This is a genomic window from uncultured Campylobacter sp. (assembly GCF_937959485.1).
Classification (GTDB): Bacteria; Campylobacterota; Campylobacteria; order Campylobacterales; family Campylobacteraceae; genus Campylobacter_B.
The window spans coordinates 181,259-195,097 of sequence record NZ_CALGPY010000012.1 but is presented as its reverse complement, the minus strand read 5'-3'; the positions used below and the strand labels follow the sequence as shown (position 1 = coordinate 195,097).

The following is a 13,839-nucleotide window of genomic DNA, read 5'->3' as shown; positions in this document are numbered from 1 at the left end:
CGGAGCGAACATATGGTTCGTGAGCATTATTTTTTAAATTTTAACGCAGAATAAGTAGAAAAAGCCAAGCAAATTTTAAAGGAGAAATAATGATTTTAAAAGGCAAAAAAGGCCTCATCGTCGGCGTCGCTAACGCCAAATCCATCGCTTACGGCATCGCCGAAGCTTGTCACGAGCAGGGTGCGCAGATGGCGTTTACTTACCTAAACGACGCGCTAAAAAAACGCGTAGAGCCGATCGCGGAGGAGTTTGGCAGCAAATTCGTCTATGAGCTTGACGTAAACAACCAAGCTCACCTAGACGGCCTTGCGGATCGTATTAAAGCGGATCTTGGTGAGATAGATTTCGTCGTACATGCGGTAGCCTATGCACCAAAAGAAGCGCTAGAGGGCGAGTTTGTAAACACCACAAAAGAAGCCTTTGATATCGCGATGGACACAAGCGTGTATTCGCTACTAAGCCTCACGCGTGCGGTGCTACCGGTGCTAAAAGAGGGCGGCTCGGTCCTTACTCTCACATATCTTGGCGGACCTAAATTCGTGCCTCACTACAACGTCATGGGCGTCGCAAAAGCCGCGCTTGAAAGCTCTGTGCGCTACCTCGCTCACGATCTTGGCGCGCGCGGTATCCGCGTAAACGCTATCAGCGCAGGCCCGATCAAGACGCTTGCGGCAAGCGGAATCGGCGACTTTAGGATGATTTTACGCTACAACGAAGTAAACAGCCCACTAAAACGTAACGTCACGACGCAAGACGTCGGCAAAAGCGCGATGTATCTACTCAGCGACCTTGCTAGCGGCGTGACGGGCGAGGTGCACTACGTCGACTGCGGCTACAACGTCATGGGCATGGGCGACGTGGCTACCGACGCCGAGGGTAAGACGATCCTCGCATGGGACGCGGCCAAGACCGAGTAAAGCGGCGTGCAAAAAGGGCAAAATTTGACGCGCACGGTCTATTACGAGGCTAGGCACAAAGCCATAGCAGAGGGCGGCATAGAGGGCATCGCCGCCGTTTTGCGAGGTGATGATGAGGCCGAGAAAGCCTCGCTCTTGTTGTGTCTAGATTATTACCTTGATCCCTACTACGGCTGCACGCTGGCGCATGAGAGCGAAATTTTCGCCCTTTTGCAGGAGCTGCTTCTGAGCGAGCGCTCGCAAGCGATGAGAGACGATATTTTGCAACTTCTGGGCGATTACTGCGGCGATTTTAGCGTGCTGCGAAGCAGGATTTGCGAGGCGTCCGGCGAGCTTTTGCCCGATATCAGGCGCTTGATCGAAAGATAAATTTAACGGCCGACGCGCTTTCGTGCACGGTAATTACGCCACGGCGAGCGGTAGCGAAATTTGCCGCCCCTCCGCGCACGCCCCTTTTGCCGCGAAAATGCGGCAGCATAAAATTTTAAGGTTGGAAGCGGCGATGAAAACCTCGGATGAGCGAGGAGCTCTATTAGGCGCGTACCTAAAAACGGCATGAAGATAGAGGATTATTTCAGAGCCGTTTTTGAAAAAAGCGGTAAAAGCCGCTAGAAAGGAGCTTGATGAAAAAGGATTATATCTGCGTATTTGATTGCGAGACGATCCCAGACGTAGCGGCGCTGGTGCGGGTGCTGGATGAGGAAGCGATTGCGGACTGCTTCGAGCCTTTCGATAAAAAAAGCTTTGCAAAGCTTCTTGACGCGCAGCTCTCGCAAAAGATCGACAGCGAGAAGCAAAACGCGTCTTTAAATTTTGCTGTAAATTTGGCGGAGCAGAATTTTAAAATAGAAAATTCCGAGCAAAATTCTGCGCTTCAAAATTTTACGCAACAAGATGCTGCACTTCAAAGCTTCGCCAGTGAAAATTCCGCTGAAAATCTCGCGCAGGGAAATTTTACGAGTGAAAATTCCATGTCGCAAAATACGGCGCCCAAAAATTCCGCGTCGCTAAATTTAACCTACGACGATACCGCGCCTCAAGGCTCCGCGGCACAGGGCGCCGCGATAGAAAATTCCGCGCTCCGAAGCCCTGCGCTTCAGAGCTTTGCGGCGGAAAGCTCTACGCTACAAAGCTCTGCGTCCCAAAGCTCAAAGAGCGAAAATCTCGCTTCAAATTCCGCGCAAGATCCCGCGCTAAATTTTAAAATTTACGGTGAGCAGCCGATCTTTAATGCAGATAAAAGCAAAATTTTAAACCACAAATTGCTCTCGCTTAGGGCGATGGAGATTTTCAAAGAAAAAACCGGCAGCGAATTCCTGCCCGTCTGCTTCCACCGCGTCGTTAGCATTAGCGCCGTGATGGCGGACGGATTCGGCAGATTTTTGCGCGTCTCGACGCTTGATGGCGAGAATGAGCGCGATAAAATCGCAAAATTCCTAGCCTTCATCGAGGATTTTAATCCGCGCCTCGTGAGCTTCAACGGGCGCGGGTTCGATCTGCCGATGATTATGGCGCGCGCGATGTGCTATGATCTAAGCGCCGCGGCGTATTTTGAGACGAACGATCGCGATAACAACAAGAGCAAATGGGAGAACTACCGCAGCCGCTACGACGGGCGGTTTCATCTGGATTTGCTCGATCACATCAGTGATTTTGGCGCCATTCGCGGGCTCAAGCTCGATCATATCTGCGCCAGCGTGGGCTTGCCGGGCAAATACGACGTGCATGGCGATCAGGTTCTGCAACTATATTACGCAGGCGAGCAGGCCAAGATCGACGAGTACTGCAGATCCGACGTGCTCAACACCTACTGGCTGTTTTTGAAATACGAGCTTTTGCGCGGCAAGATCACCAAGGATGATTATTTGAATTACATCGCTGTAATGGGAGAATTCTTGCAAAAAGAGAGCGCGGGCATGAGCTATACGCCCGTTTTTTGTGACTTTATAGAAAGGGAGCTAGCGGCATATGCGAAGTGAAATTTTTAAAATTTTAAAAGGCGTGGTTTTGGGTGCGCTGTTTTTGCTCTGCGGCGCGGTTGCGGATGAGGCTAAATTTAAACCGATGCTGCTTAAAGAGTACGTCCCGGGCATGAATATCACGGGCTGGGTCATCAGCGAGAAGCTAGACGGCGTGCGCGCGATCTGGGACGGCAAAAATCTGCGCTCCAGGTGCGGCAAGATCATAAACGCTCCCGAGGGCTGGAGCGCGGGCTTTCCGCCGTTTTTCGTAGACGGCGAGCTATACACGGCGCGCGGGGAGTTTGAGCAGCTCGTATCGATCGTCTCTTCTAGCGTGCCCGATGAGCGCTGGAGCAGGGTGAAATTTTACGCGTTTGACCTGCCGAAGGAGCAGAAAAACCTAAGCGCAAAGATGGAAATTTTAAGAAATTTTATCGCCTCAAGCGGCGCGCAAAATTTGCTCATCGTGCAGCAAACTCCGGTAAGCACGCATGCCGACGTGCAGGCGTATTTTGATCGCGTCATCGCCGCAGGCGGCGAAGGCGTCGTGCTGCGCGATCCAAACGCGCTTTATGAAAGCGGGCGCAGCGATAAAATTTTAAAATACAAAAAGACGCACGATAGCGAGTGCAAGGTCGTAAAAATCAATCCGGGCTACGGCAAAAACGAGGGCAAGATGGGCTCGCTTAGCTGCGTGGATCTACGTAGCGGAGCGAAATTTAAAGTAGGCACGGGCTTTAGCGACGAGATGCGGGCAAATCCGCCTAAGGTGGGCACGATCATCACCTATCAATACCAAAACCTAACCCGCGAGAAAAAGCCGCGCTTCCCCGTATTTTTGCGCGTGCGACCGGCGATTTAATCTAAGGGGCTATAATCGCATATTTTGATAAATTTGATCCGAAGGAGAAGAGATGAAAATTTTAATCACAGGCGGCGCGGGATACATCGGCAGCCACGTCGCAAAGGCGCTTTTAGAAGCGAACCGCCACGACGTCGTCATACTGGATAATCTTTGCAAAGGCTCGATGCGAGCGATCGAGGCGCTTCGCAAAATAGGCGAGTTTGAGTTCGTGCAGGAAAGCCTAGAAAACACCCCTGCGATCGAGAAGCTTTTTGGGCGCGAGAAGTTTGATGCGATCATTCACTTTGCGGCGTTTATCGAGGTTTTTGAAAGCACGCAAAATCCGCTAAAATACTATCTAAACAACACCGCCAACGCGATGAATTTGATCGCGCTTGCGAACAAATACGGCGTGAAAGATTTTATCTTTAGCTCCACGGCAGCGACCTATGGCGAGCCCGACATCCCGCAAGTAAGCGAGGAAACTCCGCAAAATCCAATCAATCCGTACGGCAGAAGCAAGTTGATGGTCGAGTGGGTGCTAAAAGATACGGCGGCGGCAAATCCAAATTTTAAATACGGAATTTTGCGCTACTTCAACGTTGCAGGTGCGGCTAGCGACGGCACGATCGGGCAAAACTACCCGAACGCGACGCATCTAATTAAGGTTGCGACCCAAACGATCGTCGGCAAGCGCGATAAGATGAGCATTTTCGGCGATGATTACGATACCAAAGACGGCACCTGCATACGCGACTACATCCACGTAGAGGACCTCGCAAGCGCGCATCTGGCGGTGCTTGATTATCTGCAAAGTAACGACAGCGCGGTCTTTAACGTAGGCTACGGCACGGGCTTTAGCGTAAAAGAGGTCGTCAATGAAGCTAAAAAAGTAAGCGGCGTAAATTTTAAAGTAGAGATCGCTCCGCGCAGAGCGGGGGATCCTGCCTGCCTCATCTCAAACGCCGATAAAATTCGCACCAAAACCTCTTGGCAGCCTGAGCACGAGAGCCTAGATGAGATCATCCTAAGCGCGCTTAATTGGGAAAAAAAGCTCTAGGTTCTAGCGTGAAAGTGCGATTTGAAATTTTAAAATTTTACTCCGCCGCGTTTAATAGCGGCGAGCAAAAGGAAGCCTTGTTTGCTTAAAATTCTAAACGCCCCCGAAGCCGCGCAGCGCAAGCTCGGCGTCGTGCTATCGTATGTGAATATCTTTGTTTCTACGATACTTACTTTGGTTTATACGCCGTTTTTTCTGCGGGCGCTGGGGCAGAGCGAGTTTGGGCTGTATTCTTTAGCTAGCAGTGTTATTGGCTATTTGGCGATTTTGGATTTAGGCTTTGGTAACGCCGTGACGGTCTATACCGCCAAATACGTCTCAAGCGGCGAAGTGGAGCGCATGCATAAGCTGCACGGCACGATTTTTAGCGTGTATTTGGTAATGAGCGCGGTGATCGTGATTGCAGGAGCTGCGCTGCTAGCTAATCTGCACGCGATTTTTGGCGCTAAGCTAAGCGCTAGTGAGATGGGCGAAATTCGCATTATGCTAATGCTACTAACTGTAAATTTAGCGATTAGCTTTCCTTTTAGCATCTATTCGTCGATCCTTACGGCGCATGAGAATTTCGTATTTATCAAGCTAATTGGGATCTTTCGTACGATCGCTCTGCCACTAGCTGCGGTGCCTGCGCTACTTTTGGGATATAAGGCTATCGCGATCGTAATCATCGCTACGGCGGTAAATTTAATCTGCGTCGCGGCAGATTTCATCTACTGCAAGCGTAAAGTCTCGCCCGTGATAAGCGTGCGAAATTTCGACGCCTCCACGCTTAAGCAAATTTTTGGCTACTCGTTTTTTATATTTTTAGGCATCGTAGTCGATCAAGTAAACTGGAATGTCGATAATTTTATCTTAGGCGCGGTCGCAGGCGCTACAGCGGTCTCCACGTATGCCGTAGCAAGCACAATAAATGCCACTTTCGTCACGCTTTCGCTCACCATTAGCGGCGTAATGCTTCCTAAAATTGCCAAAATGGTTTCTGCCAACTCCACCGATTCCGAGCTTAGCGCAGAATTTATCAAAATAGGCAGGCTGCAATTTTACGTGATATTTTTTATCGCGTCGCTTTTGGTGATTTTTGGGCGAGAGTTTATCGTGCTATGGGCTGGCGCAAATTATGAAATTTCATACGCAATCGCGCTTATTTTGGTGCTTCCAGTAAGCGTACCGTTGATTCAAAATTTAGGCCTAGCCGTGCTTCAGGCAAAAAACAAAGTCAAATTTCGCTCAATCGCCGCGTTTTGTGTCACGCTCGCAAATATCGCTATTTCTATTCCGCTAGCTAAGGCTTACGGTGGCGTGGGCGCTGCGTGCGGCACGGCTTTTGCGATCACCTTGCTAAATATCTGCGTGATGAATATCTACTATGCTCGTGTAATCGGACTTGACATCGCTAAATTTTGGCGAAATATCGGCGCGATGGTAGTAAAATTTGCTCCCGCAATCGCAGTAAGCCTAGCGATAAATTATGCACTAGGCTTGCATGGAGTGAGCTTTTTGCTAATTTGCGGCGGGCTTTATTCGGCTATGTTTGTGCTAAGCGCATATTTTTGGGCGATGAACGATTACGAGCGCGCGATTTTTGGCGGCATTGCAGCAAAGATAAGGAGGCGGGCTTGAGCTTCAATGTAATTAGCGAAGTAGTTACGAAAGACCGCTGTATCGGCTGCGGCGTCTGCGCGAGCAGCTGCCCTTTTAGCGTGCTAAAAATGCGGCTTGGAGGCAATGGATTTTACGCGCCCGAGGAAGGCGAAGGGTGTCGCGACAAATGTGATATTTGTCTAAAAGTCTGCCCGTTTTACGAAAAAGACATGCTCGAAAACGAGCTAAATTCTAAATCATACTCAGAGCTGGAAAGCTTTAGTCCTGATTTTGGCAGATTTTTAGCCACTTACAAATTCTACAAAAAGGATGAAGCGCAGCGCTTAAGCAGTGCAAGCGGCGGCGCGGGAGATTATATTTTTCGCGAGCTTTTTGCGCGCGGGCTCATTGATTACGCGATTTGCGCTGTGCCTGCGGACGAGGGGGATTTTATAGCCCAAAATTCCAAGCGTGATTTTTCTGCCTGCAATAATTTAGCGCAGTCACAGAATTTGCAAAATTCCGCAACCGAAAATTCCGAACAGAATTCCACAATTCCGAATTTAACGCAGAATTTGGCGGATGATGATTCTATAAATTTTACGAGTGCGCAAAATTCTTTTTGCGAAAATTTTACGCAGAATTCCGTGCAGAATTTTACAAATGAAAATTTCGCACAGAATTATAAAGCTTCTTGTGAAAATTCCGTATCAACGCAGAATTTTGCTTGCGAGAATTCTAAAAACACGCGAAATTCTATGGGCGAAAATTCCGTGCCGCTATTTAAATTTAGCGTGATAAAAAATGCTGATGAGCTTACTCGCGCGCGCTCGTCCGCTTACTATCCGCTCACGCTTGAAGCAGTGCTAAAGGAGATGTCGCGCCGCGAGGGCAGATACGCGATCAGCGCGCTGCCGTGCTTTGCTAAGGCCTTAAGGCTTGCTGCGAGCAAAAATCCGCGCCTTAAATCCCGCATAAGTTTTATTATCGGGCTGGTTTGCGGACAGGGCAAGGGTGCTGCTTTTACGTATAAGCTGGCAGATCTTGCGTTTAAAGAGCGTAAGCAGCTCACGACGGTTAATTACAGATATAAAATCGCGGGCAAAAGTGCGATGAGCTTTGGCTTTAAATTCCGCGCTGCAGACGGCAGCGAGGCGATAGATGATCGCAGTAGTAGCGCCTTTGCATACTGGAGCTCGCGCGCTTTTACGCCGCTTGCGTGCAACGCCTGCACCGACGTTTTTGCTAAATGCACCGACGTCGTGCTGATGGATGCGTGGCTGCAAAGCGAAATAAGCGAGTGGCGCGGCACATCGCTCGTAATTACGCGCGCAGCTCAGATCGACGCGCTGTTTTCGCAGCCTACGAAGCAGGCACGCGAGGAGATTTTTTGCGAGCGGATATCCGCAGCAGAGGTGCAGCGCTCGCAGCAAAGCCAAGTGGAGTGTAAAAACGAAATTTTCTATGGCGCGAAAAACCCGCTTAGGCGTTACATCTTGCGCCAGAAGCTTCAGATCCAGCGATATAGTGCTACGCATTTTGATTGTGATGATTTCATCGCTGCTAGGCTTAAAAAAATTGCCGCTGCGAATAAAGTGCTAGCGCTTTTGGCGCTACCAAAGATCGCGGCATATAAAATTTATAGGAAGTTTGCATGAAGATCGGGATTTTTACCCTGCCGCTAGTAAATAATTACGGCGGAATTTTACAAGCTTACGCGCTAAGCCGCGTACTAGTGGGGCTAGGGCATGAGCCACGTCTCATAAATTTGCGCCTGCAAAGAAGTAAACTATCGATTGCGTATATTAAATTTTTAGTGGTATGCGCGCTTAAAAAGGAGCTTTGCGGCGCGAAATTTAATCCCTCTTACGAGCGCGATACTAGCGAGTTTGTATCGGAAAATATTCCTTCAACCGCGCCTGTTTGCACGCCTGCGGATTTAAAAGCACTGTGCGAGAAAGAGCGCTTTGAAGCGGTGATTTTAGGAAGCGATCAGGTTTTTCGCCCTAGCTATTTTGCGGATTTTGCAGATTGCTTTAGCCTTGGATTTTTGCCGCCTAACTGCACGCGGATCGCCTATGCTGCAAGCTTCGGCGGAGATAGGCTCTGTGGGCTTAAAAATCCCGCAGATTTAAAAGCTCACGCTGCAAATTTGGCTAAATTTAAAGCTATTTCGGTGCGCGAGTGCGACGGCGTAAGGCTTGCGCGCGAATGCTTTGGCGTAGATGCGCGCTGGGTGCTAGATCCTACGCTTTTGGCTAACAAAGAGATTTACGATAAATTTTTAAGCCATGCGCCAAAGCGTAAGGGCTTTGCCTATATCCTAGATCCATCGCCTCGCTCAGAAGCGGCGATAGAGCTATTAAAGAAGCAAAGCGACCTAGAGATAGATGAGGTGAACGACCGCGGCAACCGCATCGGCATAAAAGCATGGCTAAGCGCTATTGCAGGCGCGGAGTTTGTGCTAACTGACTCATTTCACGGCTGTGTATTTTCCATAATCTTTAATAAGCCGTTTTTTGTGCTCGTTAACGCTAGTCGCGGCGGGTCGCGCTTTAGCTCGCTTTTGGGCTCCTTTGGGCTTGAAGATAGAGCTTTGCAAGATCCCAAAGACGCGCGGTTGGACGCGACTATCGATTGGGATGGCGTAAATGAGGCGTTGCGCCGTAAAAGAGAGGATTCGATGAAATTTTTAAAAATAAGTTTAGGCTCATAAAATGAAAATAGCTATGGTGATTTCTGCTTTAGGCAAGGGCGGTGCCGAGCGCGTGCTAAGCGTGCTGGCAAATTTTTTCTGCCGCGAGAATGAAGTCTGCGTGATAAAATTTGACGCAGACGAGCCGTTTTACGCGCTGGATCCTAAGATTGAGCTTATTAGCCTGGATTTAGGAGTGGGCGATTTAGGAGTTTTTGGCAATATAAAAAAGCGCTACGATAAAATTTTAGCCTTGCACAGGCTTCTAAAAAGTCGTAAATTTGACGTCGTAATCTCGTTTTTAGATAATACCAATGTCCTTACGCTTATCGCAAATCTTGGAGTCGGGCAGAAAATCATCGTCTCCGAACACACCAATCATCGCTTTTTAAAAAGTCCGATCTGGCGCGCGCTAAAGCGGATCTTTTATCCGAGGGCTGCAGGTCTTAGCGTGCTTAGTAAATTTGATCTGGATCATTACACATATGTGCAAAATCGCGTGATTATGCCTAATCCGATGTTTGAGATCAGCCATGCTAAAGAGGCTCGCCCGCCTAAAGAAAATATCATCCTAGCAGCCGGCCGACTCAATGTCTATAAGGGCTTTGATGTCCTTCTTAAGGCACTTGCGCTTATAGATTTCAATCTTTTAAAAGAGTGGAAGATGGTGATTGCAGGCGACGGAGAGGAGCGAAAGAGCCTTGAGAGCCTAGCTGCGAAGCTGCGCTTAAATGTGCAATTCATCGGCTTTGTGCGCGATATCGAAAGCTTATATGAACGCGCTAAAATCGTAGTCGTAACCTCCAAGATGGAGGGCTTTTGCAATATTTTGATGGAGAGTATATTTTTCGGCACCGCTAGAATTTCCACAGATTGCATCGCAGGTCCTAGTGAGCTTATAAGTGACGGCGTGGATGGGTTTTTATGCCCTGTAGGTGATAGCGCAAGTATCGCTAAAAAGCTTGAAATTCTAATGAGCGACGAGAAGCTACGCGAGCGACTCGTGCAAAACGCCTCCAAACGCGAGGAGAGCTTTAAAATTGAAACGATCGGGCGACGCTGGCTGGATTTCATAGCCGCTACGATACACAGGGAGGAATAATGAGCGAAAATCCCCTAATCTCGGTCATCATTCCCGTTTATAATGTCAAAGAATTCCTGCGCGCTTGCGTGGAGCGCATCACGGCTCAGACCTATACGAACTTAGAAATTTTGCTCGTAGATGATGGCTCAAATGATGGCAGCGAGGCGATTTGCGACGAATACGCCGCGCGCGATCCCCGTGTGTGTGTGCTGCATAAACCAAACGGCGGGCAAGCTAGCGCACGAAACGCTGCTTTAGATATCGCTCGCGGAGAGTTTATCAGTTTCGTAGATAGCGACGATTTGATAAGCTTTGATTTGATTGAGACTCTTTTTCGCCTGACGCAGAAATTTTGCACCAAAATTGCTATGTGCGGCTACGCGGCATTTAGCGACGAGAGCGAAATAAATAATTTCAAGGCGGCTTTGAATTCTAAAGAAAATCAAAATTCTAAAGAGATTAATAATCCGGAAAAGATCGAAAATTCGAATGCCAACGCAGGCGAATATAAAATATCGCCGCAAGAGCTTTTTAGACGCAGCTGCACGCAGGATCCGTATTTTAGCACCGCGGTTTGGCGCGCGCTGTTTGCTCGTGAAATTTTCGCTGCTTTGCGCTTTCCTACGGGGCAGATCTATGAGGACGTAGCGATATTTTTTGATATTTTTAACGCTTCTATTGCGGCGTGCACGGATGAAATTTTATATTTTTATCGCGTAAGGGCGGGCTCGACCGTAAACTCATTTGCGCGCAGGCATCTGGCGGTCATCGCTGCGGTGCGCCGCTATACTGAGGCGATCGCTGCGAATTATCCAAGCTTGGCGCGTGAGGCTAATTTTACTCGCTGTGAGTCCGCGCTGAATACGGCGTTTTTAATTATCAAATCGAGTTTTGATCCTGCAAGTTCGGATGGGGATGCGACTTCTCCTTCCAAGGCTAATACGCGCAGCTTGGCAAACGAGGCAGATTTGCATGGCGCTGATAGTTTATCTTGCGCATGCAGTAAAAATTCTGCATTTAAAAATTCCTCCGAGCAAAATTATATGCGAAATTCTAAGCAAAATTCTGCGTCGCAAAGAAAGATCGCAGATCCCCGCTCTCCTTTAAGCGCTGCAGAAGCTGTGGATCAGATCCACTCACTGCACGCTTTGGTGCGCGAGCGGCTGGATTTTGGATTTTTCGCGGCGCATGCAAGCCGCACGCAGACGCTGATGATGGTCTTGTTTTACGCTAGCCCCGCGCTTTTGCGGCTATTTTATAAAATTTATCGGAAGCTAAAATGAAAATTTTATTCGTCATCGCGGCTCTTAGAAACGGCGGCGCCGAGCGCGTGCTTCAGGTTTTGGCGAATCATTTTGCGCGTGCAAACAACGTTACGATCGCGATTTTGGAAAACGACGAGGGCAGGTATAAATTTAGCGAAAAGATAAAATTTTTGCATCTGGATGTTTATGAAAATGGCGGCAGGTTCGATAAATACAGAATTTTACGCGAGTGTTTCAAGCGAGAGCGACCAAGCGTCATCATCAGCTTTATGGACTGGACGAACGTAGCGTGCGTGATCGCAAGCTTCGGGCTAGGCATCCCGCTCATCGCGACAGAGCACAACGCGCACGATTATCTGCCAAGCGGGCTTTTTAGCCGCGTGCGCGATCTGTGCTATAAAAAAGCGGACGCGCTTACGGTGCTTACGCGCTCGGACTTTGAGTACTATTCGCGATTTGTTAAAAACTGCTTTATCGTGCACAACCCCTTTTTCGGCGAGGTTGATGGCGCTAAAAGCGTCAAGCGAAACGTGATCTTAAGCGTCGGCAGGCTCGAGCCTGTCAAGGGGTATGAAATTTACTTTGACGCGCTAAGCGGGATCGATAAAAGCCTGCTTGCTAAGTGGGAAATTTTAATTGCAGGCGACGGATCGCTGCGCGAAAGCTTGCGCGAGCTAGCGGCGCGGCTTGGGCTTGAAGTGCGATTTTTGGGGCACAAGCAGGACGTGAGCGAGTTGTATAAAGAAGCTAAAATTTTTGTGCTAAGCTCGCTTAACGAGGGGCTTCCGAACGTGCTGATCGAGTCCGCGTTTTACGGCTGCGTACGGCTTAGCAGCGACACTGCGGGTGCAAAAGAGCTCATAAAGGACGGCTTTAGCGGCGTTTTGTTTAAATGCGGCGATGCGAATGAGCTTGCGAGCAAGCTTGAAAATTTGATGCGCGATGAGGCGCTGCGAGACACTCTCGTGCAAAATGCAAATGAAAATTTAGACGATTTTTCGCAGGAGCGCATAGTCGAGCTCTGGCAGGGCTTGATCGATCGGTTTGCGCGCAAATAGTGCGGCGCTTATCGATGCCCTAACGGCGCGCAGGGATTAAATTTAAACTTCGGTGTGCTAAGATAGCGCCTTGCGCCTGAGCGTAGCAGCGCGTTTAAATTTACAAAGCCGCATCGCGCGATGAAATTTTGGCTGCTTGGAGGTAGCGCAAAATACGCTAAATTTAAACGGGGTGCGCGGCGTATGCTCGCATAAAAAGGCGTGAGTAAAGCTTAAATTTATGGCGTGTCAGCGATATTTAAAAGGTAAAGGGATGAAGAGATTAAGCGTTTTTATATATTCGATGGGCGGCGGCGGCGCCGAGCGCGTCGTAAGCAACCTCTTAGGCGAGCTTACGGCGCGCTACGAGGTGCATCTGGTGCTGATGAACGAGAGGATTTTTTATGAAATTCCAAGCGGCGTGCGGATCCATTTCATCGAAAAATCAGCCCCTTTTGAAAACGGGCTGCTGAAGCTTGCAAAGCTGCCGTTTTTGGCGTTGCGCTACAAAAAGCTATGCGAGAGGCTGGGTATCGACATCCACTTCGTTTGGATGAACCGCCCTTGTTACGTGGCGGCGCTGGCGCGAGTTTACGGATTGGGCGGAGCGATGATTTTTAACGAATGCTCGACGCCGTCGGTGCTGTATAAAGATGCGAGCTTTAAATCCAAAATTTCAAAGCTTCTGCTGCGCAAGCTCTATCCGAAGGCCGATTTTATCTTTCCAAACTCGCTCGGAAATTTGCGCGATCTGGCGGATAATTTTGGAATCGACGAGCGCAAGATGAGCGTGCTGTATAACGCGATTGATTTGGATGAGATCGGTCGTAAAGCGAGCGAGCCTATCGCGCAGGAGCGGCCCTTTTTCCTAAGCGTCGGCAGGCTCGATGCGGGTAAAAACCACGCGCTTTTGATCCGCGCGTATGCGAATTTAAAAAATAATGACAAAGACCTGCTGATCTTGGGCGACGGCGTGCTGCGAGCCGAGCTTGAGGCCCTGATAGAGGAGCTCGGCTTAAGCGGCCGCGTTAAGCTTTTGGGCTTTGACGCAAACCCGTATAAATATATGGCCAGATGCTACGCGTTTGTCTTCGTAAGCCTTTTTGAGGGGTTTTCAAACGCGCTTATCGAAGCGCTTGCGTGCGGCAAGCTCGTGATTTCAAGCGATCATCAAAGCGGTGCGCGCGAGCTTATGGGGCAAAGCGAATGGGGCGTACTGGTGGGCGTAAACGATCTAGAAAGCACTCAAGCGGCGATGCAAAAAGCGCTGGATGATGAAAATTATGTAAAATTTTATGAGAAAAAGGCTAAAATTAGAGCCTCGTTTTTCGATAAAAAACGGATAGCAAGCGAGCTAATCGCAAAAATAGAACAAATCGACGAAGGAAAATAGGC

General features: G+C 49.0%; 12 protein-coding genes. All 12 read left to right on the top strand.

What is annotated here, in order from left to right; translation table 11 throughout:
* Positions 1 to 89 precede the first annotated feature (89 nt).
* Positions 90 to 917, top strand: a complete 828-nt coding sequence (gene fabI, locus Q0380_RS08395; RefSeq protein WP_298962591.1) for an enoyl-ACP reductase FabI — start codon at positions 90 to 92, stop codon at positions 915 to 917.
* A gap of 24 nt (positions 918 to 941) precedes the next feature.
* Positions 942 to 1,286 carry a hypothetical protein gene (locus Q0380_RS08390; protein WP_298962589.1) on the top strand — a complete coding sequence of 115 codons (345 nt, stop codon included), beginning with the start codon at positions 942 to 944 and terminating at the stop codon, positions 1,284 to 1,286.
* A gap of 254 nt (positions 1,287 to 1,540) precedes the next feature.
* On the top strand, positions 1,541 to 2,896 hold the full coding sequence (locus Q0380_RS08385; protein WP_298962587.1) for a 3'-5' exonuclease: 1,356 nt from the start codon (positions 1,541 to 1,543) through the stop codon (positions 2,894 to 2,896).
* Positions 2,886 to 3,740, top strand: coding sequence for a DNA ligase (locus Q0380_RS08380; protein ID WP_298962584.1), 855 nt, complete (start codon positions 2,886 to 2,888; stop codon positions 3,738 to 3,740). Before Q0380_RS08385 ends, Q0380_RS08380 begins: the two co-directional genes overlap by 11 nt.
* Before the next feature lie 52 nt (positions 3,741 to 3,792).
* Complete coding sequence (gene galE, locus Q0380_RS08375; RefSeq protein ID WP_298962579.1) at positions 3,793 to 4,782, top strand: UDP-glucose 4-epimerase GalE; 990 nt, start codon at positions 3,793 to 3,795, stop codon at positions 4,780 to 4,782.
* 81 nt (positions 4,783 to 4,863) lie between these two features.
* Positions 4,864 to 6,402 carry an oligosaccharide flippase family protein gene (locus tag Q0380_RS08370; RefSeq protein WP_298962577.1) on the top strand — a complete coding sequence of 513 codons (1,539 nt, stop codon included), beginning with the start codon at positions 4,864 to 4,866 and terminating at the stop codon, positions 6,400 to 6,402.
* Positions 6,399 to 8,021 carry a Coenzyme F420 hydrogenase/dehydrogenase, beta subunit C-terminal domain gene (locus Q0380_RS08365; protein WP_298962574.1) on the top strand — a complete coding sequence of 541 codons (1,623 nt, stop codon included), beginning with the start codon at positions 6,399 to 6,401 and terminating at the stop codon, positions 8,019 to 8,021. Before Q0380_RS08370 ends, Q0380_RS08365 begins: the two co-directional genes overlap by 4 nt.
* A complete protein-coding gene (locus Q0380_RS08360; protein ID WP_298962571.1) occupies positions 8,018 to 9,079 on the top strand; it encodes a polysaccharide pyruvyl transferase family protein in 1,062 nt (353 codons plus the stop codon). The genes Q0380_RS08365 and Q0380_RS08360 overlap by 4 nt, the downstream gene beginning before the upstream one ends.
* 1 nt (position 9,080) lies before the next feature.
* Complete coding sequence (locus Q0380_RS08355) at positions 9,081 to 10,160, top strand: glycosyltransferase family 4 protein (RefSeq protein ID WP_298962568.1); 1,080 nt, start codon at positions 9,081 to 9,083, stop codon at positions 10,158 to 10,160.
* Positions 10,160 to 11,425 carry a glycosyltransferase family 2 protein gene (locus Q0380_RS08350; protein WP_298962566.1) on the top strand — a complete coding sequence of 422 codons (1,266 nt, stop codon included), beginning with the start codon at positions 10,160 to 10,162 and terminating at the stop codon, positions 11,423 to 11,425. The genes Q0380_RS08355 and Q0380_RS08350 overlap by 1 nt, the downstream gene beginning before the upstream one ends.
* Entirely contained in the window at positions 11,422 to 12,465 is a 1,044-nt protein-coding gene (locus Q0380_RS08345) for a glycosyltransferase (RefSeq protein ID WP_298962563.1), read from the top strand. The genes Q0380_RS08350 and Q0380_RS08345 overlap by 4 nt, the downstream gene beginning before the upstream one ends.
* Before the next feature lie 253 nt (positions 12,466 to 12,718).
* Positions 12,719 to 13,837 (top strand): glycosyltransferase, encoded by a 1,119-nt coding sequence (locus Q0380_RS08340; protein WP_298962560.1) that lies wholly within the window; start codon positions 12,719 to 12,721, stop codon positions 13,835 to 13,837.
* Positions 13,838 to 13,839: the final 2 nt, after the last annotated feature.

What these genes read in the sequence shown, in the direction of transcription:
- Q0380_RS08360 (WP_298962571.1), top strand. Translation starts at nt 8,018, where the DNA reads ATGAAGATCGGGATTTTTACCCTGCCGCTAGTAAATAATTACGGCGGA.
- Q0380_RS08345 (WP_298962563.1), top strand. Translation starts at nt 11,422, where the DNA reads ATGAAAATTTTATTCGTCATCGCGGCTCTTAGAAACGGCGGCGCCGAG.
- Q0380_RS08340 (WP_298962560.1), top strand. Translation starts at nt 12,719, where the DNA reads ATGAAGAGATTAAGCGTTTTTATATATTCGATGGGCGGCGGCGGCGCC.
- Q0380_RS08380 (WP_298962584.1), top strand. Translation starts at nt 2,886, where the DNA reads ATGCGAAGTGAAATTTTTAAAATTTTAAAAGGCGTGGTTTTGGGTGCG.
- galE (WP_298962579.1), top strand. Translation starts at nt 3,793, where the DNA reads ATGAAAATTTTAATCACAGGCGGCGCGGGATACATCGGCAGCCACGTC.
- Q0380_RS08350 (WP_298962566.1), top strand. Translation starts at nt 10,160, where the DNA reads ATGAGCGAAAATCCCCTAATCTCGGTCATCATTCCCGTTTATAATGTC.
- Q0380_RS08355 (WP_298962568.1), top strand. Translation starts at nt 9,081, where the DNA reads ATGAAAATAGCTATGGTGATTTCTGCTTTAGGCAAGGGCGGTGCCGAG.
- Q0380_RS08385 (WP_298962587.1), top strand. Translation starts at nt 1,541, where the DNA reads ATGAAAAAGGATTATATCTGCGTATTTGATTGCGAGACGATCCCAGAC.
- fabI (WP_298962591.1), top strand. Translation starts at nt 90, where the DNA reads ATGATTTTAAAAGGCAAAAAAGGCCTCATCGTCGGCGTCGCTAACGCC.